Below are 24,190 nucleotides of genomic sequence, written 5' to 3'. Positions count from 1 at the left end.
GGTTTGACTGCCCGGATCAGATTTTCCCCATACCCGCCGCCATCAGGTCGTCGCGCAGGATGCGGCCGGCGATGATGAAGACGATGAGTGCGGGAAGAAGCAGGATGAAGGAGACGATGGCGGCGAGCGGCAGCTGCATCGAATAGGGATCGAGATACATGTAGAGCTTGATCGGCAGGGTCTCGACGACAGGCGCGCCGACGATGAAGGACTTGTCGAATTCCTCGAAGCTGCCGATGAAGGACATCAGCCCGCCGGCCAGAAGGCCGGGCACGGCCAGCGGCAATATGATGTGCAGCACTATGCCGACCGTTCCCGCGCCAAGCGAGCGGGCGGCATGAATGAGATCGTCGGGAATGGTTTCCAGCGCCGCCGTCATCAGCCGGATCATCAGCGGCAGGGTGCCGACGATCTGCACAAGGATGACGCCCGTCACCGAATAGGCGAGGCCGAAAAGCAGGAATACCTGACCGATGCCAACGGCGACGACGAGCCCGGGAATGATGATCGGCGCCAGAATGAAGATTTCCACCAGCCGTTTCAGCCGGAAGGGAAAACGCGCCATGGCCCAGGCGGTGGGCAAGGCGATGGCCGCAGTCAGGAAGGTGACGACGATGGCGATGAGGATGCTGTTGACCGCAGCGCGGATGAGGCTGCCATCGCTCAGGATGCTCGCCCAGCGCGCCGTGGTGTAATCCTTCGGCACGATGAGCGGCGGCGACCAGCCGTCGGCAATGCTCCAGAGGAACATCAGCGCCAGCGGTACGGCGATAGCGAGTGTCAGCGCGCCATAAAGCCCGATGGAAACGAAAATCCGGTCCTCCGGCGTAAAGGCGCGGCGACGGGCACTGCTGGGGGGATCGAGAGTTATAGCGCTCATCATGCGTCTCCGCGGGTTTGGCCGGGGCCGATGCGGGATGTCAGGGAATAATAAAGCAGCAGCACGGAGACCGCGAAGAGGCTCAGCACCATGCCCATGGCATAGACCTGGTTGAAACGTCCCTGGTTGAATTCCTTGACCATCAGCACCGAAAGCGGCCGGGCCGTCGGCGGGCCGACGATATCGGGAATGGCATAGGAGCCCATGGAACCGATGAAGGTCAGAAGAATGGCGGCGGTGATGCCCGGCATGGCGAGCGGCACCTCCACGAAGAAGAACGTCTTCAACCGCGAAGCGCCAAGCGTGCGCGAGGCGTAACGTATATCCTCGGGAATGGCTGCAAAGGCGCTGGTGATGATCAGCGTCATGAAGGGTATCTGTTTCCAGACGCTGGCGAGAATGACGCCGATGCCCCAGTCATCACGCACGAGCTTGGGCAGTTCCAGCCCGAGCGGCGCCACCAGCCGGTCGAGAAAACCGCCCCTTTCGAAAACGACGATCACCATCAGGCCGACGATGATGCCCGGCACCGCCATCGGCAGCTTGTAAAGGCCGCTGAACAGTTTTCGACCGAGAAAGCTCTTGCGGATCAAAAGCGCCAGCGGCACCGAGGCCGCAAGCGAGACGATGACAGGCATGACGCCGTAATAGATGGAGGTCGTGAGCCCCCGGGTCATCGACGCACGGGTGAAAATCCGCTGGTAGAACATCAGCGTGAAACTGCCATCCTCCTGCCTGAAGCTGCCGATCAGCGCCGACAGCAGCGGCCCGCCGAAGAAGACCAGAAGATACCCAACACCCGGCAAAAGCAGGAATAGAAGCTGGGCGCGCCTGTTTCGAAGGAGTCCGGCCATCATGCCGCCTCCCCCACCATCCTGTCATCGAGAAGATGGACCGAACCGGGAAACTGCAGGGCGACCCTTTGCCCGGCCTCGATCAACGTTTCCGCACCGGACTGGCTGATCCTTATCTGACGGCCGCCGATCTCGACCGTATAGAGCGCATTGGCGCCCATGAAGGAGACAGCGGAAACCGTGCCGTCACCGGCCTGATCGGCGCGGATCTGGATGTTTTCCGGACGAACGGAAATCTGCACATTGCCGGTGGCTGCGCGGTCAAGCGTCACGGACTGGCCCCAGGGCAATTGCGCCTGCTGGCCCTCAGCGGAGACCGGCAAAAGATTGGTCTGGCCGAGAAAGCCGGCGGTAAAGGCGTGTTTCGGCGCACGATAAAGCTCGAGCGGCGTGCCGATCTCGACCACCCGGCCGGCATTCATGACGACGATCCGGTCCGACATCGCCATGGCTTCGGCCTGATCATGTGTCACATAAAGGCTGGTGGCGCCGATGCGGCGGTGAAGCTCGGTCAGCTCATGGCGCAGCGTATCGCGGAGTTTGGCGTCGAGGTTGGAGAGTGGCTCGTCGAACAGAAGCAGGCTTGGCTGCATGACAATGGCCCGCGCCAGCGCCACACGCTGCTGCTGGCCGCCGGACAATTGCCGGGGCATGCGATCCACCAGACCGGTGAGATTGCAGATATCAAGCGCATGGGCGATGCGGCGGACCCGCTCGTCCTTCGCGACCTTCTTCATCTTCAGCCCGAAGCCGAGATTTTTGGCGACTGACATATGCGGGAAAAGCGCATAGGACTGGAACACCATGGCGATATCGCGTGCTTCCGGCGGCGCCTGATCGATGCGCTTGCCACCCAGCCGGATCTCGCCGCCCGAAGGCTGGCTGATGCCGGTGAGTATGCGCAAAAGCGTGGACTTGCCGCAGCCGGAAGGACCGAGAATGGTGACGAATTCGCCCCGCTCGACAGTGATCGACACGGGATGAAGCGCCCGGCTTGCGCCGTAATCCTTGCTGATATTGCTGATCTCGAGTTCACTCATGGCGAGCCTCCCTCATATTTTTGACCAAGGCTATCCGGACCGTGCAGCCACTTGTGGCACACGATCCGGCAATCCCAACGGCGTTACTGGTTGAGGACTTTTTCATCGAGCGCTTCGGCAAGCGCCGTCGACATGTCCCAGAAAGCCGGCAGCGACAGGCGCGGATAGACGCTCTGCGGCAGGACATGCACCTGCACGGCCGTCGGCATCAGATCATTGGTGACATCCGTGCGCGGAGAGCGGGAGGCCTTGTTTTCCAGCTTCCAGAGCTGGAATTCCTTGCTCATCGCCATGTCGATCAGCAGCAGCGCCGAAGCGACATTCTTGGCGTTGGCGGGCACAAACATGGCGTCCCCCGAACCGACCTGGCCTTTTTCCAGAAGCGTGACGCGGAAGCTGTCGGGCAATTGCTTGGTGCCGAGGAAGCTCATGACCTGATCTTCCCAGACCGTGCCCATGTGAAGCTGCTGGTTGTTGATGAGGTTGAGCGTATCGGCATTGCCATTGGTCAGCTCAGCCACCGCCAGAAGACGGCGGTAATAGTCCCAGACAGGCGTAAGGCACTCGGACTCCATGGCCCAGTCTTCGGCCTGCTGCAGCGTCTTATTATAGTCGGTGAGCTTTGCACGGCAGTCGCCGGTGAGATAGTTGAGCGCCACCGAATAGATGAAACCGCCGCCCGAACCGCCCTTGGCCGGCAGGGTGACGCCAAGCCGCTTGGGGTTCTTTTCCGCCCAGACCAGCAGGTCCTCGAAGCTCTTCGGCACATCCTCGGCCTTCACGAAGGCAGAGTCATAACCGATAGCCGTCTGGTTGAGATGCACCAGCGGAAAGCTGCCGCCATGCGGCTTGCCGAAGACGGTTTCTGCCATTTCCGGATCGTAATTGGCCATGTTCGGCAGGATTTTCGTCAGCGCAATATTGCCGACGACACCCTTGGAGGACAGCAGCGGATAGCTGCCGCCACCGGCGAAATAGGCATCGACGGGCGAATCCTGCCCTGCCGCCTGAACCGCGATGAGCTGCTGGTTCGCCTGATCTCCCTTCACGTCGCTGTAGGCGACCTTGATGCCATATTTGGCTTCGAAACGGCTGATCAGCTCCTTCCACGTATCGGCGAAGCTGCCGGCGAAATTATACATCGTTACCGCGCCCTCGGCTTTGGCGGCGGGAACAACGATCTCGTAAAAATTGTCGCGCGTGACCTTCGACAGATCGAAGTCGAGGTTTTTCATGTTGCCGTCTGCCGAAAGACACGGCGCTGCCGTCGTCGCCAGCGCAAGCGCGGCGATCGCAAGAAATTTCATGCGCATTGAATGGTTCCTCCTGAGGACCCGTTGTTGACCGGCCCCTTATTAATACACTCTAAGTGTAATATTTGTGACAGTCCAGTGAAAAATGCTGTCGCAAACCAATGCCCCATGTTGCCGCCGCTCCGCACAGCCGTTATCCAAGGCCATGACAACAGATCAGACGCCGCAGCACACCTTCGACCGCCAGCCGCTTGCCAGCGAGAATGAGCGTCTCATTCTGGATATCGTGCGCCGCCATGGCCCCATCGCCCGGGCGTCGATCACGGGCCACACCAACCTGACCCAGCAATCCGTGCACCGGCTGATCGAAGGCCTGCTGGAGCGCGGACTGCTGCAGACCGGCGCGCCGCTCAAGGGTACGCGCGGCCAGCCGAGCCCCACCATCGAGCTGGTGCCGGGAGCGGCCTATTCGCTTGGCATTTCCATCAACACCGACTCGGTGGTGATCTGCATCGCCGATTTTCGCTGTGACGTGATTGTTGAGGAAAAACTGAAGATGCTTCCGGAAGACCGGGAGATGACGCTTGCTGCATTGTCACTGGCGCTCGAACGGCTGCTGGCGGAGCACGGTATCCCGCGCGAGCGCCTGCTTGGCCTCGGTTTTTCCATGTCCGGCTTCTTCGTGTCTGACGACCGCGCCTTCAATGCGCCGGAGCCCCTGCGCGACTGGTCGCTGATGGACCTGAAGCCGATCCTTGAGAAACGGTTCCACCTGCCGGTCTGGCTGGAGAACAACGCCACCACGGGCGCGATCGGCGAAAGCCTCCGCGGTGTTGGCTCGTGGTGCCAGACCTTCGCTTATCTGTCGTTTAACTACGGTTTCGGTGGCGGATTGATCCTCGGCGGCCAGCCGTTTCACGGCTTTCATGGCAATGCCGGCGAATTCAGCGGCATATACAGCCCGGATGAATCGCCCAAACGGCCCGCCCTGCAATACCTGATCACGACGTTGCAGAAAAACGGCGTCGACATCCACTCGATCGAACCGCTCTATCAACAGTTCGACCCCGCATGGCCGGGCGTCGAGGAATGGCTGACCGAAACCATGCCGCAGGTGGACCGGCTGGTGGCGAGCCTGATCGCGGTCCTCGATCCGCAGGCCATCGTCTTTGGCGGACAATTGCCACGCACCCTCGGGCAGATGATGATTGAACGCACGCATATGCCTTCCCAGCGCGAACACCGTTACGGCGTCGGCCCGAAGGAGGCGAAGCTGGTTCTCAGCGAAACTGTCGGCGATCCGTCCGCCATCGGCGCCGCGCTATTGCCGCTGAGGGTTCGGTACTTCCTGTAGGGTGATTATCCTGCGGTTCCCCGCAAATTTTTTGGGGCCGCCGTAACCGGAGGGTTGCGGCAGCCTCTATCATTGCATCATGGCCTATTCGACCACCAGGGACAGTGCCGAGCCGGTATAGACTGGTCGTACCTTCACATTGCCCGCATCAATCGTGGCAAATGTCCCGGTCAGACCATTGGCAGCGATCACATCGAGGCGCGTGCCGGCAGCCGGCACGCCACCATCGAAAGCGAGCTTCAGCGTCGCGCCGTCCAGCACCACATTCCCTTTAACACGCAGAGCAGCCTTTTGCGGATCCAGCGCCAATATGCCGCCCGACTGCGCATAATCACCGCCGATGGCGACATCCTTGCCCGCCTCGAGCGAAAGCGTGCCGCCGCTGACCAGCACACCGCCGGTTCCTAGCGCATCGGCAGACGAGACTATCAGCGCACCATCCTTTAGAATTGTGCCGCCACCATAGCTGTTGTTGCCGCTGAGCGTCAGCGCTCCGCTACCGGATTTGACGAGACGCCCTGCCCCGGCAATGTCGTTCGTCCAGCGGTCTGCCGCGTTAAAGCCGCCGGCAGCGGCATCCATCCTTACCTCGACATCGCCATCGAACGCACCGTAACCACCGGCCGCGGCCACCAGATTGATCCGCCCCCAGCCATTGCTGTCATCAAGCAGCGGATAACCGGCCTCGATGCCCGTGGAGAAAAGAACGGCGCGGCGCTGGGCGGCATCGAGATAAGGCAGGCGCGTCTCCAGCAGGACCTCCGCTCCCTTTGGTACCACCATCGGTGCATCACCTGAAGCCTTGTCGCGACTGAAGGAAAAGGTCATGCGCCTGCGATAATCCGATCCATTTTTCGCCGCATCGGCAAACCGGTCAACATCCGGCTTTGCGCCATGGGCGAAATCGATGAGCGACTGGCCCTGCGGCAGGCGTCTGGCGAAATAGGCCTGCAAGGCCGCATGCGCCGCCTTCTTCACCTCGGCATTTTTCGGGTCCTGCAACATGGCGGCAGCCATGGCGGTTGCGGTGATGCGGCCGCCGATCACGTCGAGCGGCGAATGCATGCCGGCGACGATGCGGCTTTCGCCGAGTTCGGAAGCCGCCGTCAGCAATTCGGAAAAGCGCTCCGGCACCGCATAGGCATAGGCAATGGCGGCCAGATAGGCGGCATTGGTGTGCCCGCTCGGAAAACCGCCATCCTTGCCGCGCCCGCGATTTTCGCGCGCGTATTTCAGCGCCGGCACGATGACGCCCGGATCGCTCTCATGGCTTTCGAAGCTGCGGTCGCCAATCGTTTCCTTGCCGGTCTCGATCACCTCGCCTTTGTCGTTCATGCGCCAGGGGCGTGGTGAGGAATAGAAATATTTCGCCGGCGACGTCGTGCCCTCCGGGCCGCGGATCACCTTCATGAAGGCGACGAAATCCTTCAGTTCGCTATCGGCTGCACCCGCCTCGGTGCCCTTGTCGTCTTCCTTGCGGGCGATGACCTCGTTCGGGTCGAAATCAGCGAGCGTATGATTGATCGTCGTCGTCGCGCCCGCCCCTTTGCGATACCAGTCGGCGAGCGGCCCCATGCCGTCGATGACGCTGTAACCCTGCGAACGGCGATCATTCATATAGGCTTCGAAAGCGGCGGCGCGGGTGCGGTTCTCGCCGGTGACGGACAGCACGTAGCGCATGTTCTCCTGCCAGACGGCGGGATCGACGATCTTCACATGGCTGAAATCCGCCGGACCATCGCCATTGGCGCCGCCATCCGCCCATTTTTCATCGCCAAGCGTCCAGATGCGGTTGAAACCGGAGAGGATTTCGATGATCGGATTGTCCCGGTCATCATAGGCGCGAACCGCCTCCCCCTTCTCATTCTTGCCGGTCTGGTTGCGATAATTGTCGGCAAGCGGCAGCGGATATGTTGCCGCCGGTTCCGGCACCGTGATGGCATAACCCTGCCCTGCCGGCCCGGTGCGATCGAAGGCCTGCGCGCCCGGAACCAGAATCAGCAATGCGACGGAGGCGAGCAGGCTCGAGCGTGCGGAAAAGAAAGACGACATCTTCAGTCTGGCCATGACGAATCCTATGATTTTCAGCGAGAGACGCGTGACGAAAATAGGCGGCGCGGCGTTCCGCGCGCCTCATCGTCAGGTTTAAACAGAGCGTATTTCAGTTTTTCGATGGACCGCCGGGAATGGCTCCCTGCGGCAATTCCTCCAGCGAAAATGCGCCGCCTTCGGAAAGAAACGGCGCGATATGCCCGGAGCACCACTCCGGGCATATCGTTCGAGAGCTTCATCATTCCGCCGGAGGCGGACGGTCAGACCCTTATTTCTTGACCGCGACAGCCTCGTTGATCTTGGCGACGTCATCCTCCAGAACCTTGTAGGTCTGGTCGAGCGTCAACTCGCCGACGATGAGCTGGCTCATGCGCTGCACGATCTGCTGATACATGGCGCTGCCGCCCTTGGCGCGTTCGAAATCGCGGGCGGCCTGCGGCACGTTCTTCTTGTTGTCGAGGAACACCTTCATCGCCGCCTTGGCGTCTTCGCTCTTCAGCTTGTATTGCGGATCGACGATCTCGGCACCCGTCAGGACGACATAGTTCTCGGCGATCTCCCGCTGCACCTTTTCGGAGCCGAGGAATTCGACGAAGTGAGCCACATCCTCCGGATATTTGGTGCGCTTGAAGCCGACAATGGCGGTGCCGCCGGGCATGGCGTAGCATCCGGCATCGCCGCAAGGTGCGTTGATTGCGGTCCATTCGAAGGCGTCACCGATCTTGTTCTGGAACGGATTGACCATCCAGTTGCCGGCCAGATAGGTCACGACATTGCCGTTGACGAATTCGTCACCCATGTTCTTGTACTGCGAACCGCCGGCCGCACCCCACATTTCCTTGGGGAAGCTGCCATTCTGCGTCCATGAATAGATATCGGCGATGTATTTTTTCGCCGCATCGTCCGGGAAGCTGAACTTGCCGTCCTTCACATAGGTCGCGCCATAAGCAAAGGCGCCGCCGGAGAAGCGGTGGCCGGAACGGTCCATGGTGAAGGGGATCTGCACGCCGGTCGCCTTGGCGACACGGGCGGAAGCTTCGACGATCTCGCTGAATTTTGCGGTCGGGCCGGGCACGGGTTCACCCGCCTGCTCGAACAGCGTCTTGTTGACGAAGGGCAGGTTGAGCGTCTGCGACGCCATGTAACCGTTGATCGACTGCGGATCGTTGACATTCGGCAGGCGCAGCTGGTTGAGGCTGGAACCGTGCAGCTTCGCGAAGGCTTCCGCGTCTTTCATGTAGGGGCGCATGTCGAGATAATAGGGTGCAAGCTGCCAGTCGGTGATCTTGGCGATGTCAGGACCTTCGCCGACCGCCAGCTGCACCGGCAGCTGCTTGGAAACGGCGTCATAACCGGAAGACACGAAGTTGATCTTCACGCCCGGATTGGCCGCTTCGAACTCCTTGCTGAGGTCGGCCATGCGCTGCACGTAACCCTGGTCGTCATCCGTAAAAAGGAAAGTGATCGTGCGGGTCTCGGCCTGCGCGGCCGCAAGACCGGCGACGGAGGCAATTACAAGGGCGCTAACGCCCGAAAACAATTTCATCATGCTCATCCTCCCAATGAAAATATTTTCACAAATCGAACAGAAGCTCCTCTGCTTAATTCGATTTATCCTGTTTTGCGGCTTGACAGAATAAACGTCAAGCTGTTTGTTTTGGGTAAATCGCACAAATCGACGCAAAAAAGCGAAGATCTAATTGTGAAAATAATTTCATAAAGATCGAAGGGAGGCGATCCATTATGACGGATGGACCATTTGCGGCGAACGCGTCGCAGCCGACATATACCGTCGCAAACGGCGAAACGGTGACCGCCTGGATCGTCTCCGATCCGGTAGAGACGTCGTTTCCCGGCACCGCAGCCCCCGCCGAAGACCGCGTGAACTATCGCTTCATCAACGGTTTCGTGGATGTGGGCGACCTGCCCTGCCGCAAGGCCTTCCAGCAGACCATGATCGGCCGCGACGTCGCGCCCGAGACTGGCTTTGCGGTGTCACACCTCAACCTGCCGGGCTCCAACCGGCGTGTCGAATTCACCGGTTTCTGGCATGTTCCCACCCATGTGCAGCGCTGGCTGACGGGCACCTTCCGCAGCGATGCGGCAAGACAGGTGCATTTTCGGCTGCGCACCTGCGGCGGCGTTCGCATCTGGGTCGGCGGCGTCGAACAGGTCCGTTTCGAACCTTTCATCCGCAATGTCGAAAGCAACCGTGACATCACGCTCGATCTCGCGGCCGGCGATAACGAGGTGCTGCTGCTCTGCGAGGATCTGGCGGAACGCGACATCATCTGGTTCTTCGAGCTTGAGGTTGTCGACGCCGTGCCGCTGACCGTCGTGCTGCCCGTGCCGCTCGACCGGGAGGAGACGAAGCATCTCGCCGCGCTGGTGCGCGATGTTCGCCCGGCGCGGGACGTGTTTTGCGGCACCGCCCTCGAACTGGTGTTCGGGGCGGCACCTGCGAGCGACCTGCCCGTGCACATCGCCGTCAAAAGCCATGGACATGAGCGCGCTGCGCTGGCGGAAGTGGACACCGTGCTGAAGGCCGGGCAATCCTCGCTGACGATCCCCGGAACGACAGGCATTTCGGACGGATATCACGGTGTCAAAATCACCATGGGCTCGGGAGCGGGAACAGTAACCCGCGTCATCGATGCCGCCTTCATGCATGATATCGCGCCGGAAGCTTGCAATGCCGATATCAACGGGCGAAAAAAGGCCGCCCTATCCTTCAGCGCCCGCTTCGGCGCCTGGCGCATCGGCCGCGCGCTGGCGATGGTCGCCACCGGCAGCGATGACATCGAGACGATCGGCGGCATCGTCGATGCAACGCTGCGCTCCATCGACCGGCGCGAGGACTGCTCCGACTTTGTGATGATCCCGCTTCTGTGGCTGGTGCGCGCCTATGGTGACCGCCTGCCGGCAGAGATGCGGGCGCGGATCGATGCCTCGATCCTCGGCTATCGCTACTGGGTGGACGAGCCCGGCAATGACGTCATGTGGTTCTGGAGCGAGAACCATGTTCTCTGCTTCCACACCAGCCAGTTACTGGCCGGCGAGTATCTGCCGGATGCCATCTTCACCGCCTCCGGCCGCACCGGCAGAGAACAGGCGGCGCTGGCCGCTGACCGGCTGGAGCGCTGGTTCGACAGCGTCGAGGCGCATGGTCTCGCCGAATGGAATTCGGCTGCCTATTATCCGGTGGATTTCATCGGCCTTCTCGCCATCGAACATTGGGCGGGACCGGAGCTTGCCGCGCGCGCGCGCCACCAGATCGATCTCATTTTCGAGATGATCGCGCTGCACACGCTTGGCGGCGTTCCCTCCGGCTCCCAGGGCAGAGCCTATGACAAGGAGCTGCGCGCCGGGCCGCTGACGGAACTGGCGCCCTTTGCGCAGGTCGCCTTCGGTCAGGGCTGGCTCAACAATGGCGTTGCCTCGCTGCCGATGTTCTGCTGCGGCGATTACCTGCCGCCGGCGCATCTCGCTGCCCTTTCCCAACTGGAGAGTGGCCGTATGGTCGAGGCGCGTTATGCGCAGGGGCTGGAGCCCGGAAAGCTCGTGCTGTTCAAGAACGAGGCCGCCCAGCTTTCCACCGTGGTCGACCACAAGACCGGCCGCAAGGGCCACCAGCAGCACGTCATGGACATCAAGCTCGCCGGCCACCCGATGGCGCGGCTCTGGGTCAACCATCCGGGCGAAGATGATCCGTGGGGCACCCAGCGTCCCTCCTATTGGGCGGGCAGTGGCATCCTGCCGCGCGTGGCGCAGCATCGCGATCTGGCGATGATGATCTTCGATACGCACGATCACCGCAACGACTGGACCCATGCCTATCTCGGCCGCGACGGGCTGGACGAGGTTCTGGTGGAGGGCAACTGGCTCATCACCCGCTCGGGCCGTGGCTTTGCCGCGCTTTATGCGACCAACGGGCTTCAGCCCATCACCGCAGGCGCTACCGCCAGTCGCGAGATCAGATCGCCCGGCCGCCGCGCCGGCTGGGTCGGCATCATCGGCTGCGGGGATGTCGCTGAGTTTGCCCGTTTTCGGGAAAAAATCCTCGCCACGCAGATCACCTTCGATGCCGAAAGCCGGCTGCTCTCGGTCACGCCGCCGGGCAGCCCGGAGCTTACCCTGACCTGGGACGGCGCATTCACCATTGGCGGGCAGGCCATGGCCTTCGACCATGACCAGCCCCAGCCGGAAATCACCTTCGACAGTGCCGATCCCGCATCGGGCGGCGCGGCACAACCATTCTACTCCTAAGCGGAATTGACAGATGAACCAGCCAAGCATGGAAAAAGACACTCTCAGGACGACGATCGACAATGTCGCCGCCGCCTTCAGCCGCCTCAAGGGCATTCAGGAAGGTCTGGTCAGCGGCAGTTCCGATGGCAAGATCCAGTTCGACGAATGGGACTGGGAAGTGGGTGTGGGCCTTTACGGTTTCCTGCGCCGGGCGCTCGCCGCCAACGACCGGAAGGCGCTTGACGACCTCGTGACATGGTATGGCTGGCAGATCGAACGTGGCCTGCCGCCGCGCCAGATCAACAGTTCCGCGCCCATGCTGCCTCTTGTCATCCTCACCGAACATGTCGACCGGCCGGATTTCCGGGCGCTGGTGGAAGACTGGGCCGACTGGCTGGTGCATCAATTGCCGAAAACCGAAGATGGCGGCTTCCAGCATGTCGTCAAGGAGCGGCTGAATGAGGGTGAATTATGGGACGACACGCTGTTCATGGCATGTCTGTTCCTCGCCCGCGCCGGCGTGGTCTGCAAACGTCAGGACTGGATCGACGAGGCGGTCTACCAGTTCATGATCCACACGCGTTATCTGTCGGACCCCGTCACCGGGCTGTGGTATCACGGCTGGACCTTCAACGGACGCCATAATTTCGCTGACGCCTTCTGGGCGCGCGGCAATTCGTGGATCACCGTCGCCATTCCCGAACTCTTCGAACTGGTGCCGACGCTTGGCGAAAAGGACAGGCGTTTCCTCGCCAATGTGCTGGCAAGCCAGGTGCGGTCGCTGCGCCAATATCAGCGCGAGGACGGCATGTTCCACACGCTGCTCGATGACCCGACCTCGCCGGTCGAGACATCGGCGACGGCCGGCATCGCCTATGGCATTCTGCGCGGTATCGAGGCCGGCATTCTTGGCGAAGAAAACCGCCCGCATGCGGAACGCGCGCTGAAGGCGGTGCTTGGCAATATCGACGATGAAGGCGTCGTCCACGGTGTCTCCGACGGCACGCCGATGGGCCACGATCTCGACTTCTACCGCCGCATTCCCAATCTGCCCACGCCCTACGGGCAAGCACTGACGATGCTGCTTTTGATCGACGTCTTTCTGAAAAGGCCGCAGGTATCATGAGCGCGCAGCCTCACATCAGCATCAAGGCCGGCGGCCATGACGCCACGGCCGACATCCAGCGGGCGATCGATACGGTCTCGGCAGCCGGCGGCGGTCGCGTATCGCTTCTGGCCGGTCGCCATGTTATTGGCGGCCTCAAGCTCAAGAGCGGCGTGGAACTGCACCTTGCCGAAGACGCGGTACTCGCCCCCATTTCCGACTACGAAGCCTATGCCCATACAACGGTTTCGGTGATCGCCGAGGAGTCCAACCGTGGCATGATCATCGCCAAGGGGGCGAGTTATATCGCCGTCACCGGCCCCGGTCGCATCGAGGCCGGCGGTGAGAACTTCATCACAGGCGATGACGAGGCGATGGGAACCTATATCCCGGCCGCAAGGCGACCGCGCGTAATGGTGCTGGAGTCCTGCCGCAACGTGCGCCTTGAAAACCTCTCCGTCAGTGGCTCGCCGATGTGGACGTTGCACATGGTCGATTGCGAAGACCTTCATTTTCGCGATCTGCGCATCGAAAACGATCGCCGCCTGCCCAATACGGATGGCATCGTGCTGGACGCCTGCCGGCGTGCGCTAATCGAGGATTGCTTTATCTCGACTGCTGATGACGGCATCTGCCTGAAGACCAACGCCGGGCTGGACGGCAAAGCGGTCGGTGTCTGCGATGACATCACAGTTCGCCGCTGCACCGTTTCCAGCGTCAGCTGCGCCCTGAAGCTCGGCACGGAATCTTTCGGCGATTTCACCAATGTGGTGTTCGAGGATTGCAAGATCGTCGAGTCCAATCGCGGCATCGGCCTGTTTTCCCGCGATGGCGGCGCGATGCGCAATATCCGCTTTTCACGGATCGAGGCCGAGTGCCACGAAACGCCGGGCGGCTTCTGGGGTTCGGGTGAAGCGGTCACCGTCACCGTCGTCGACCGCCGCCCCGAGCGTCAGGCCGGCAGCGTCGATAATCTGGTCGTGGAAGATCTGAGCGGCACCATGGAAGGCGCGGTCAATCTCGTCGCCACATCGAAAGCCGGTATCCACAATGTCCGGCTGGAGCGCATCACGCTGGCGCAGCAGCCCGGCAAGCTCGGCACCGGCCTGCAATATGATCTGCGCCCCACCAATGCGGATATTGCGCCAAGTCCAGACGCCGCCGGCCGCGCCAATGCCTGGACGCGGGATGCCGAAGGCAGGATCGTCGGAATGGAGGATTATCCCGGTGGAATGCCGGCGGTCTATCTTGCCGGCGTGGAAGGATTTGCGGCACGTGATGTCGCCATTAAAAGAACGACGCCCTTGCCCGAGGGCTGGAATAAACAAGAGATCGTCGCGATGGCGAACTTGTCCGAAGGGAGCAGGTGATGGGAAGTCTGAAACTAGAAAACCTCAACAAGGCATTCGGCGCCGTTCATGTGCTGCATGATATCGATCTTCAGATCGAGAACGGCGAGTTCGTCGTTTTTGTCGGCCCCTCGGGCTGCGGAAAATCGACACTGCTGCGCATCATCGCCGGCCTTGAGGACGTCACGTCAGGCACCATCGGCATTGGCGGGCGTGATGTCAGCGCGCTCTCTCCGGCCGAGCGCAAGATCGCCATGGTGTTCCAGTCCTACGCACTTTATCCGCATATGAGCGTGCGCAAGAACCTTGCCTTCGGTCTGGAAAACCTGCGATTCAAGCGGGCGGAAATCGAAAGCCGCATCAACGAGGCGGCGCGCATGCTCGCCATCGAGCCCTATCTCGACCGCAAGCCGAAACAGCTTTCCGGCGGCCAGCGCCAGCGCGTCGCCATCGGCCGCGCCATCGTGCGCGAGCCTGACATCTTCCTGTTCGATGAGCCGCTTTCCAACCTCGATGCGGCGCTACGCGTGCAGACACGCGCCGAAATCACCCGCCTGCATCGCGATATCAAGACGACGATGATCTATGTTACCCACGATCAGGTGGAAGCCATGACCATGGCCGACAAGATCGTGGTGCTGCGCGCCGGGCGCATCGAGCAAGTGGGCAGCCCGCTCGAGCTTTTCGACAACCCGCGCAATCTCTTCGTCGCCGGTTTCCTCGGCTCGCCGCGCATGAACATGCTGAAGGGCACTATCACCAAGGGCAGCGACGGCAGCATCGCCATCGACGCCGGTTACGGCGTGTCCCTGCCCTGCCTCGTCGATCCGGCAGCCGTCACCTCCGGGCAGGCGGTTCTCGCGGGCATTCGCCCCTCGCATTTCACCATCTCCGACAATGCCGGCTTGCCCTTCGAGGTGCAGTATCACGAAAGCCTCGGCACCGAGACCTATCTCTACGGCAATCTCCAGGGCGAGAAGGAGCAGATCATCGTGCATCAGGCGGGCCATTTCGCCCCCGCTTCCGGCTCGGTACTGAAGATCATGCCGGCGCGGGAAAAGGTGCATGTCTTCGATCCCGCCACCGAACTGGCGCTGCCGCGCCTTGACAGCGAAGGGAGGGGTTAGCATGGCCAATCCGACGCTTGCGAGACTGTCCGACCGTGCGCTCGATGCCGTGATGGCGATAGCCGAAGTGCCGCTCAACTTCATCGAGCGGCTGATCGGCAAAAGGCGCATGCCTTATATCTTCCTGATGCCGAACCTCGTTCTCTTCGGCATCTTCACATTCCTGCCGATTGCGATTGCCGTCGGTTACGCCTTCACCGGCGGCACCGAACTTCTCATTACCGACCGCCCCTTTGTCGGGCTGGAAAACTTCGGCAAGCTGCTGGATTGCCAGAGCTACATGGACCCCGGAAGCTGCCGGGAATCGCTGTTCTGGACAGCGATCTGGAACACGCTGTGGTTCGTAGGCTTCAACGTCGTCGCCACGCTGCTGGTCGCACTCATCACCGCCCTCATCCTCAACCGTGCGATTGCCGCGCGCGGTTTCTTCCGCGCCATGTTCTTTTACCCGGTCCTGCTGTCGCCCGTCGTCATCGGCCTCATCTGGAAATGGTTCCTCGACCGCAACGGCCTGCTGAACGCCTTCCTGCAGATGCTCGGTGTGCCGCCGGAAATCTTCCTGCTGGATGTCGGCTGGTCGCGCTTCTTCGTGGTGGTGGTCTCGGTCTGGTTCCATATGGGCTTTTATACGCTCATCCTGCTCGCCGGCCTTCAGGCCATCCCGAAGGACCTCTATGAAGCCGCCGCCATCGATGCCGCATCGCCCCGGCGCACGCTTTTCCGCATCACCCTGCCGCTTCTCGGCCCAAACCTGCTCGTCGTGCTCATCCTGTTGATGATCAGATCAGTGCAAATCTTTGATGAAGCATGGGTTCTGACTAATGGTGGCGGACCCGGTACGGCCAATACATTCGTTGTGCAATATATCTACCAGATGGCCTTCGGCAGCGATCTCAGGCTGTTCGGCCTTGCCTCCGCCGCATCGGTTCTCATGGGCCTCGTACTTCTCGCGCTGACCCTCGTGCAACTGCGCCTCGGCAAAAAGATGGAGTCCTGACCATGTCCAACGCCGTCTCCTTCCTCACACGCACCCGCCGCCCCGGCCGGATCGGCCTCACCGATATCCTGTCGTGGGTCTGGCTCATCGGCGGCACGCTCGCCGTCCTCATCCCGGTCGTCTGGGCCGCCATGTCATCGCTGAAACCGGAAGCCGAAATCACCCGGTTTCCGCCGAGCCTTCTGCCGCGCGCCGCCGTGCAGGTGGAAGTGCAGGGTTACGACAAGCCGCTCAGCCTCTGGAAAGCCCCCATCGACGGCATGGAGCGGGAAATGGCCATGGTCCGCCGCGTCGGCCTCAAAGCCCAGATGGTGGACCCCGCCAATCCCGGCCCGCCGGTCAGCGTCGATACACGGGAAATAACGCCCGTCCAGAAACTCACCATCGCGACGGAGAACTTCACCGATCCGCTGACCCGCTTCAGCTTCCTGACCTTCCTCAAGAACTCGGTCTTCGTCACTTTCGTGGCGACCATCCTGACGCTGATCGTCAATGCCATGGCGGCCTTTGCCCTCTCGAAATACCGCTTCCGCGGCGAGAAGGCGATCTTCGTGCTGATCATCTCCACCCTGATGATCCCGCTCACCGTCGTCATGGTGCCGGCCTATCTCGTCATCGTCGGCGTCGGCCTCGTCGACAATCTCTGGGGCGTCATTATCCCCACGGTCGCGACGCCGACCGGTGTGTTCCTGCTCCGGCAATATATGCTGACCATCCCGGACGAGCTGATCGAGGCGGCCCGCGTCGATGCGGCAAGCGAATTCCGTATCTTCTGGCGTATCATCCTGCCGCTGACAGCACCAGCGCTCGCGGTTCTCGCCATCTTCTCGGTGCTGTGGCGCTGGAACGACTTCCTCTGGCCGCTGATCGTTCTCAGCAGCCGTGAAAACTTCACGCTGCAGGTGGGGCTGAACGCCTTCCAGGGCGAGTTCTCGGTGCAATGGCACTATATCCTCGCCATGACCTTCCTCAGCCTGGCACCTGTCACCGTCGTATTCCTGTTCCTGCAGCGTTACATCACGACAGGCATTGCCGGCACGGGGATGAAGTGACGTGGGGTTTGAGGATGCTCGCTTTGAAGCATAGCCGCATCGACTATTGGATGATGTGGTACCGAGGCCTCTCCACCCCGTCATACCGGCCTTGAGCCGGTATCCAGCCAGCCCAAGTCCTTGGGCTGAAAGGGTCTCTCCGCCGCGCAGACGCGCGTCGGCTGGATGCCGGATCAAGTCCGGCATGACGGCGAGAAAATTAGTCGCCCAACAGGCATTCTGCACCAGCCCGCAGAGGCGGCCGAGGACCCTACTTCGGCGGCGACGCGATGCTGCCCCTTAACACCAGCCGACAGCCGAGTTCCAGCCGGTGCGCCGGACGCGTCGGATCGGCCGCCACAAGCCGTTGCTCCAGCAGCGCAAGCGCCGCACCGCCCAGCCTGTCGGCGGGCAACTGGATGGTACTGAGCGGCGGCGCACTGAAGGCCGCCGGCATGATATCGTCAAACCCCAAGACCGAAACATCGTCCGGCACCCGGATTCCGGCTTCCGTCAGGGCCTTCAGACAGCCAAGCGCCAGATTATCGGCGGCGCAGAAAATCGCCGTGGCGTTTCTTGAGCGGCCGTTGTTCGGCCAGCAGGCGGCGGATGGCGGCCTCGCCCCATTCCGGCTCATAGCTCTCCACCTCGATGACCATATCGGCGGGAACAGTGAGGCCTGCCGCGAGATACGCGTCGCTATAACCATCGTAACGGCGGCGGATCGTCGTGCGCCCTTTCCAGGTGATGTGCAGAATATTGCGATGCCCGAGAGACAGCAGATGTTCGATACCGAGCCGCGCGCCAAAACGGTTCTCGGCGGTCACCGTATCGACGATCATGGCCGGGTCCTCGCCATTGATCAGCACCACCGGCCGCGCAAGCGCAGACAGCGCCTCGACCAGCTGCGGCCTGTCATCGTTCAGGATCACGATACCGTCGACATTGTCGGCATCCGCCGCCGCCGCCACCGCAACCGGGTCAAGCCGGCTCGTTGTGCTGACATAGGGAACGATGCGAATGCCGCGCCGCTCGCATTCGCGCCGGAAGCCGTTCAGCATGGTCCAGCTGACCATGTTGAGATCGCTCTGCGGAGCTGCGTCATTGGTCATGGCCAGAAGCACGACACGCAAAGTCGCGATCGTCGCCTTCTGTCGCCGGTTTTCGAGATAACCGAGTGTGCGTGCCGCCTCCAGCACTCGTTCGCGAACCTGCGTGGTCAAGGGTGCTGTGCCGTTGATGGCGTGCGAAGCCGTACTCAGCGAAACATTCGCCTCCCGCGCCACGTCCTTAAGCGTCGTTTTCCTGTCTATTTTCATAAAGGGGAAATTCAACCACTCTACTTCGGACGGTGCGGGCAGAAAGCCTGCCTCACGCAGTCGATCTGAAGAATACCCGTGCCTGTTTGCTGCTCTCTCGTCGCTGGAAGACTACAGCATCATCCGTAAATGCGGAATTGATTTCTTTGGGTTTTTAATCCCCCGCAAGAAACGCCGCCCGCAGCGAACCGCGGGCGGCGAGGCGGTCAGAGCGCCTGGGAGATATGGTCGATGCTGCTCTTTACGGCAGCGGCCGGATCCTTCATCTCGTGTACTTCCGTCGCGAAGGGTTCGAAGCTGTAGGGTCCCCTGTAACCGGCCGCCTCGAGCGTCCTGATCTGGGCGATATTCTCCAGCCGGTCACCGCCATCCACCAGAACGCGGTTGGCGTCGAGCATGTCGGCTACGGAGACGGCAGGATCGATCACGCCGGAAATATGCACGAGGCCGGTGCGTTCGGGGAAGAACACCGTCTCGCCTGCAAGGTGATGGTGGAAGGTGTCGTGCACCAGCCTGTAGACATCGCCGCCACCGGCCGCATCGATGGCCCTGATCGCTTCGGCCTTGGTGCGCAGCGACGAGATCGGGAAACCGAGCGGCTCGACGAAACCGATCAGGCCGCGTTCCTTGAGGATCGGCATCATGGCCTTCAGCGCCGTGACGAGATCGTCAAAGGAGACCGGCGTACCGTCGTTGAGCGGGCACATGACCAGCGCTTTCGCGCCGCTTGCCGCCGCATAATCGGCCATGGCGACGGCCCGCGCAGGCAGGTCGCCCGACCAGACGTTGAAGGGATAAAGCGCGTTGATCGAGATGATCGTTACGCCCGCCTTTTCAGCCGCCGCCTTCACGGCCGCCGGCTCAACCGTACCGACGATATCAGGCAGGTCGTTGCGGATTTCGACTTCGGTAAGGCCGAGTTCGCGGGCTGTCGCGAAGAAAGCCTCAAGGGAAAGCTTCGGCGCGGTGATGTGGTTGATGGCAAAACGCATGAAAGACCTCACTGATAAAGGGCGGGACGGTTGGGAAGCTCAATTGCGACGGCTGCCCCGTCGGTCTCCTGCGCGGCCACGCAGGCGTCGGAGGTAATGGCGGCCACGTAGCCGTCCCAGGCGTTGGGCCCCGATGCCGTGCCCTTCGCCGCCGCGTGGATGAAGTCCTGCAATTCCACATCGTAGCTGGCGATGAAGCGGTCTTTCCAGTCGGTGAGGATGTCGTTCTGCAGCTTGGCGCCGAGGCGAGTCTGCACCGACATCGGCTCCGGCAGGCTGGCAATGCCGTCCTCGCCCACCACCTGGCACTGGATATCATAGCCATAATGGCAATTGACGAAGATTTCGACATCGATGATCGTGCCCTTCGCCGTCTCCAGAATGACGATCTGCGGGTCCTTCAGCCGCGCATGGCTTCTGGCCGCCGAACGGGGAAAGAGAACGCGCGCCGAAACATAGTCGTCGTCGAGCAGCCAGCGCAGCACGTCGATCTCATGGATCATCGTGTCGTGGATCGCCATCGGGGTGACATATTGCTCCGGAACTGCCGGGTTGCGGTGAGCGGCGTGCACCATGATCGGCGCGCCGATCCTGCTATCGACGGCCTGTTTCAGCGCCACGTAACCGGCATCGTAGCGGCGCATGAAGCCCACCTGAACCAGCCGCCTGCCATGCGCCACTTCCGCGTCGACAATGCGTTTTGCCCCATCCGCCGTTGTTGCCAGCGGCTTTTCGCAAAAGCACGGTTTGCCGGCGGCGATTGCCGCCAGCACATATTGCTCATGCGTCGCACCCCAGGAGGTGACGAGCACCGCATCCACATCGGGTGACGCGATCAGCTCCTCGCCGGTGGCGAAGATTTCCGCATCCGGTGCGATGTCATTGCGCACCGCTTCTGCCGAGGCGCGGTTGACGTCGCTCAGCGCCACGATCTTCGCGCCGCCCAGAACTTTGTTGATGCGTCGGGCATGGTCGCGGCCGATGGCGCCGGTGCCGATAACCCCAATTCTCACAGTCATTTTCAAAACCTCACTTGCGGTATTTTTCGATGTAATTGTTGATTTCAGCGCACATGAACCTGCCCGATTCATCGGCCCTGTCCTCCCAGGCGAAAACGCAGGAGGTCACGATGCCGTCGAAACCGATTTCGGCGAGCGTGCCGAAGAAGTCGTCCCATGGCACTTCCCCCTGACCGATATTGAGATGCTGATGCACCCGTGCCTGTGTGCCGGGTGGATTGAGAATGTAGCGAAGCCCGGAACTGGCCTTGTGGTTGAAGGTATCGCCCACATGCACATGCGCGAGCACATCCTTGGCTTCCCTCAGCATCGCCCGGGTGTCGTCGCCGAAATAGAAGGTATGTGGCGCGCAATAGAGGAATTTGACGTTCTTCGAATTGACGGTGCGGATGATGTCCAGCGCCGGCTGCAACGTCTCGCACCAGTCTTCCGGGTGCGGCTCGACATGCAGGTTGATGTTTTCGCGCTCGAAGATCGGCACCAGCTCTTCCATCGAGCGCCACCAGGCATCCTCGCAGGCCTCGATCATCGAGCCCGTATGGCAGCAATAACATGAACCCTTGTCGGGATGCGGGCCACGGCCGAATTCGGAGTTCATCGTGTCGACCTCCAACTCGACGGCGATCTCGATGGCGCGTTTCCAGTGTTTCACCGCCGCCTGCCGCTCGGTCTCGTCATTGGAGGCCCAGCGATACATCGGCAGCAGCGAGGCGATGCCGACATCAGCATCTTTCAGCGCCTTCTTGAAAGACCTGATCCGCTCGGGAAAGACGCGCGGCGCCTTGAACCATTCGAGGAAATCCGCGCGGGGGCTGAGTTCGATCCAGTCGTAGCCGAGTTCCTTCACTTTGGCAGGAAGGGCTTCGAGGCTGAGATGGCGGTGCATGAAAGGGTCGAGGGCGATGCGCATATACGCTTCCTTGTCGTCGGTCTCTGTTGGGATGTCGTTGCAGGCAGGTCGTGCAAGGCCGCGGTCCGGGAGAAGAGACCGCGGCCTTTGGCCGGTTTTTCATGGTCGGCCTTGATTCAAGCCGGGCATGCGGAAGGCATGCCGGTCATAAGGCAGGCTCAGTTCTTCGCCTGATAGTTTTTGAGGTTGGCTGGCGTGACCAGTTCGAAGGGCACGAAGACCTTCTTGTCGATCGTCTCGCCTTTGGCGAGTTTAAGGGCCGCATCCACCGCGCCCTTGCCCTGCCCGGCGGCATTCTGGAACACGCTGACATCCAGCTCACCCGCTGCCATGGCGGCAAGCGCATCCTGCGTCGCGTCGATACCCGCAATGATGACGCCATCCATCGGCCTGCCGGCCGCCTTCAGCGACTGGATCGCGCCGATCGCCATCTCGTCATTGTTGGAAATCACCGCATCGAACTCGACACCGGCCGAAAGCCAGTTGGTCATCAGGTCAGAGCCCTGCGTGCGTGACCAGTTGGCGGATTGCTCCTCGACAAGCTTGATGAAGCTGCAATCCGACGTGGCGACGACATCCTTGATATCCTGCGTGCGCATGCGGGCCGCCTGGTTGGAAAGTTCGCCCATCATCACCACGGCCTTGGCTTCCGTCTTGCCCGCTTCCTTCAAAAGCCGGCAGACTTCCTGCGTCTGCAATGTTCCGGACTGTTTTTCATCGGATGCCACAAAGGCCTGCTTGTCCGGCAGACTGTCGAGATTGACCGGCTGGCGATTGACGTAGACCAGCGGAATGCCGGCCTTGGCGGCCGCCTGAGAAAGCGCCACGGTCGCATCCGTATCCACGGGATTGACGATGATGGCGTCAACGCCGGCGGCGACGAAGTTCTGCACCTGGCTCAACTGCTTGCCGACATCGTTCTGCGCGTCCTCGATCTGCAGCGAGACGCCGTTCATGCCCTTTGAATAGTCGATCATGCCGTTACGCAGCACGGTCAGGAAATTGTCGTCGAACAGGGCCATCGAAACGCCGATGGTCTGGGCCGACGCCGTGGTTGCCAGCATGGTGGCCAGTGCCGCAACCGCAAAATGTCTTTTCATATCGTCCTCCTCCGAAACACTTGAAAACACCGGCCGCACGGTCAGCGCGCATCGCGCCGTAGCCGATCGCCGGCAAAAGAATGCCCGTCGCCGAAGATGGATATCTGCGGCGGGCAGCACACTTGAAACATCGTTATTGCCGTGGATCAGCCTCCTGCCCGCTCCACATGCGGGCAACATGGTCCTAGTCCGTGGCTGGCGTCAACGCGTCTTCCACGGTCTAAAACATCATGGCTGATAGAAAGAGACGCGGAATTTATGATGGAATCTATCAAACCATCATAGACTTTCAGGAACCCACAGATGAGCGGGGACAAATCTTTGCCCCGGCGTTTCCGCCATTCCGTGCTCAATGGTGTGCACCATGGTGGCGACGAGATCAGCGCATAATTCGCGAAGCGGTGTCTGGAAGACGCCGGTAATGCGCCGTTCCAGCAAGGCCTGCCGGGATTCCGGCGTCAATTCATTGACGAGGCAGACGATGGTTTCCTGGCGGTTTTCCTGCTGCAGGGCCTCGATCACCCCTTCCATGCCGCCACCGACACAATAGATGCCGACGAGATCGCTATGTTTGGCGATGGTGTCCATGACAAGCTCATAGGTAAGCCGCCTTGTTTCCAGCGTGATCAGCGCGTCCATCACCTCGAACTCCGGCGCATATTCCCGCATATAGCTGCGAAAACCGGTTTCCCGCAGCGAATGGCCGTGAAAACGGTGACCGCCAAGCAGCAGAAGCACCTTTCCTTTGCTGCGCGCCAGCCGCGAGATCATCCATGCTGCCGTACGCCCGACTTTCATGTTGTTCGCACCGAGATAGGCTTCCCGAACGCCCTGCGCGAAATCGGAAAGCAGCGAGAATGTGGGAATACCCTTCGCCTTCAAAGCCTCGACGGCGGCTGTGACATCATGATGATCAGGCCCGGTGGCGGCAACCGCATGGACACGGCCTTTCATGCCGGTGAGAAGCGCGGCAAGCTCGCTCGGCTCACCCGATTGCGCGAATTCGATGCGCAGGTTGAGGTGCCGATCCCTGACGTTGCGTGCCGCAAGCTCAAGCTCATCGGCAAATGTCTGGTAAAAGGAGTGCCGCTCTTTCCGCAGAATGATGCCGAGATTGTAGGACGGCAGATCGGCCAGCATACGCTGACGAATGATGTTGGTGGCATGAAAGCCGATCTTTTCCGCCGCCTCGAACACCCGCCGCGAGGTTTCCTCCCGCACCGGCAGGCGACCGTTCAGCACCCGGTCAACGGTTGCGACGCTGACACCGGCGGCGTTTGCGACATCTGTGATGGTCGGACGTTTCATGCGCACACCCCGTAAGCGGAAAGATTCCTGTCATATCTCGCAAAACATGTCACGAATGATGATGGAATCCAACGCATGCGGAGGATTTCGTCAGGGGAGACTTTGGACGTGAATGTCAGGCGGGCGCAGCATTTGCGAGATCGGCTTTTTTTGGAATGCCGCTGCCTCCCTCATCTCTGTGCTTGTCACAGAGATCCAGCCAGCCCAAGTCCTTGGGCTGAAAAGGCCCCTCTCGCCGCGCAGACGCGCGTC

At 61.2% G+C, this 24,190-nt stretch carries 18 protein-coding genes and 1 pseudogene; 7 read left to right on the top strand and 12 right to left on the bottom strand.

What is annotated here, in order from left to right; translation table 11 throughout:
- Window positions 1-16: 16 nt before the first annotated feature.
- From AGR13A_RS23515 to AGR13A_RS23500, 4 genes are all read right to left on the bottom strand, one after another.
- Entirely contained in the window at window positions 17-880 is an 864-nt protein-coding gene (locus AGR13A_RS23515) for an ABC transporter permease (RefSeq protein ID WP_080723260.1), read from the bottom strand.
- Window positions 880-1,734: an ABC transporter permease gene (locus AGR13A_RS23510; protein WP_080839911.1), complete on the bottom strand. Its 855-nt coding sequence runs from the start codon at window positions 1,732-1,734 to the stop codon at window positions 880-882. The genes AGR13A_RS23515 and AGR13A_RS23510 overlap by 1 nt, the downstream gene beginning before the upstream one ends.
- A complete protein-coding gene (locus tag AGR13A_RS23505) occupies window positions 1,734-2,774 on the bottom strand; it encodes an ABC transporter ATP-binding protein (protein WP_080839909.1) in 1,041 nt (346 codons plus the stop codon). The genes AGR13A_RS23510 and AGR13A_RS23505 overlap by 1 nt, the downstream gene beginning before the upstream one ends.
- 83 nt (window positions 2,775-2,857) lie before the next feature.
- Window positions 2,858-4,087: an ABC transporter substrate-binding protein gene (locus AGR13A_RS23500; protein WP_080839907.1), complete on the bottom strand. Its 1,230-nt coding sequence runs from the start codon at window positions 4,085-4,087 to the stop codon at window positions 2,858-2,860.
- Window positions 4,088-4,232: 145 nt separating this feature from the next.
- Between AGR13A_RS23500 and AGR13A_RS23495 the strand changes: the two genes are divergently transcribed.
- Window positions 4,233-5,381 (top strand): ROK family transcriptional regulator, encoded by a 1,149-nt coding sequence (locus AGR13A_RS23495; RefSeq protein ID WP_080840451.1) that lies wholly within the window; start codon window positions 4,233-4,235, stop codon window positions 5,379-5,381.
- An 84-nt stretch (window positions 5,382-5,465) separates the two neighbouring features.
- Here AGR13A_RS23495 and AGR13A_RS23490 read toward each other — a convergent pair whose 3' ends face one another.
- Window positions 5,466-7,448, bottom strand: a complete 1,983-nt coding sequence (locus AGR13A_RS23490; protein ID WP_080839905.1) for a phosphatase PAP2 family protein — start codon at window positions 7,446-7,448, stop codon at window positions 5,466-5,468.
- A gap of 253 nt (window positions 7,449-7,701) precedes the next feature.
- A complete protein-coding gene (locus tag AGR13A_RS23485) occupies window positions 7,702-8,982 on the bottom strand; it encodes an ABC transporter substrate-binding protein (protein ID WP_080839903.1) in 1,281 nt (426 codons plus the stop codon).
- Window positions 8,983-9,176: 194 nt separating this feature from the next.
- Between AGR13A_RS23485 and AGR13A_RS23480 the strand changes: the two genes are divergently transcribed.
- Genes AGR13A_RS23480 through AGR13A_RS23455 form a run of 6 tightly spaced genes read left to right on the top strand, consistent with a single transcriptional unit; the run spans window position 9,177 to window position 17,311 of the window.
- The gene (locus AGR13A_RS23480) at window positions 9,177-11,699 is read left to right on the top strand and encodes a hypothetical protein (RefSeq protein ID WP_080839901.1); all 2,523 of its coding nucleotides are present in this window, start codon (window positions 9,177-9,179) and stop codon (window positions 11,697-11,699) included.
- Window positions 11,700-11,712: 13 nt separating this feature from the next.
- Window positions 11,713-12,807, top strand: coding sequence for a beta-galactosidase BglB (gene bglB / locus AGR13A_RS23475; RefSeq protein WP_080839899.1), 1,095 nt, complete (start codon window positions 11,713-11,715; stop codon window positions 12,805-12,807).
- A complete protein-coding gene (gene pglB / locus AGR13A_RS23470; RefSeq protein ID WP_080839897.1) occupies window positions 12,804-14,156 on the top strand; it encodes a polygalacturonase PglB in 1,353 nt (450 codons plus the stop codon). The genes bglB and pglB overlap by 4 nt, the downstream gene beginning before the upstream one ends.
- Entirely contained in the window at window positions 14,156-15,262 is a 1,107-nt protein-coding gene (locus AGR13A_RS23465; protein ID WP_080839895.1) for an ABC transporter ATP-binding protein, read from the top strand. Before pglB ends, AGR13A_RS23465 begins: the two co-directional genes overlap by 1 nt.
- Before the next feature lies 1 nt (window position 15,263).
- Complete coding sequence (locus tag AGR13A_RS23460) at window positions 15,264-16,259, top strand: carbohydrate ABC transporter permease (protein WP_080839893.1); 996 nt, start codon at window positions 15,264-15,266, stop codon at window positions 16,257-16,259.
- A gap of 2 nt (window positions 16,260-16,261) precedes the next feature.
- Window positions 16,262-17,311, top strand: a complete 1,050-nt coding sequence (locus AGR13A_RS23455; protein WP_139786121.1) for a carbohydrate ABC transporter permease — start codon at window positions 16,262-16,264, stop codon at window positions 17,309-17,311.
- A gap of 250 nt (window positions 17,312-17,561) precedes the next feature.
- Here the strand turns inward: AGR13A_RS23455 and AGR13A_RS23450 are convergent.
- The 6 genes and pseudogenes from AGR13A_RS23450 to AGR13A_RS23425 all read right to left on the bottom strand — a co-directional run bounded on the left by AGR13A_RS23450 (window position 17,562) and on the right by AGR13A_RS23425 (window position 23,938).
- Window positions 17,562-18,609, bottom strand: a pseudogene (locus AGR13A_RS23450) (LacI family DNA-binding transcriptional regulator).
- A 206-nt stretch (window positions 18,610-18,815) separates the two neighbouring features.
- On the bottom strand, window positions 18,816-19,601 hold the full coding sequence (locus tag AGR13A_RS23445; RefSeq protein ID WP_080839891.1) for a TIM barrel protein: 786 nt from the start codon (window positions 19,599-19,601) through the stop codon (window positions 18,816-18,818).
- A gap of 8 nt (window positions 19,602-19,609) precedes the next feature.
- Window positions 19,610-20,620, bottom strand: a complete 1,011-nt coding sequence (locus AGR13A_RS23440; RefSeq protein WP_080839889.1) for a Gfo/Idh/MocA family protein — start codon at window positions 20,618-20,620, stop codon at window positions 19,610-19,612.
- Between the two features lie 10 nt (window positions 20,621-20,630).
- Window positions 20,631-21,530: a sugar phosphate isomerase/epimerase family protein gene (locus AGR13A_RS23435; protein WP_080839887.1), complete on the bottom strand. Its 900-nt coding sequence runs from the start codon at window positions 21,528-21,530 to the stop codon at window positions 20,631-20,633.
- A gap of 158 nt (window positions 21,531-21,688) precedes the next feature.
- Window positions 21,689-22,630 carry a sugar ABC transporter substrate-binding protein gene (locus AGR13A_RS23430; protein WP_080839885.1) on the bottom strand — a complete coding sequence of 314 codons (942 nt, stop codon included), beginning with the start codon at window positions 22,628-22,630 and terminating at the stop codon, window positions 21,689-21,691.
- Window positions 22,631-22,909: 279 nt separating this feature from the next.
- Window positions 22,910-23,938, bottom strand: a complete 1,029-nt coding sequence (locus AGR13A_RS23425) for a LacI family DNA-binding transcriptional regulator (RefSeq protein ID WP_035226185.1) — start codon at window positions 23,936-23,938, stop codon at window positions 22,910-22,912.
- Window positions 23,939-24,190 lie beyond the last annotated feature (252 nt).

Origin of the sequence: Agrobacterium genomosp. 13 str. CFBP 6927, assembly GCA_900012615.1 — a bacterium.
Classification (GTDB): domain Bacteria; phylum Pseudomonadota; class Alphaproteobacteria; order Rhizobiales; family Rhizobiaceae; genus Agrobacterium.
The sequence above is the reverse complement of the archived record's forward strand: the minus strand, read 5'-3'. Positions and strand labels throughout refer to the sequence as shown.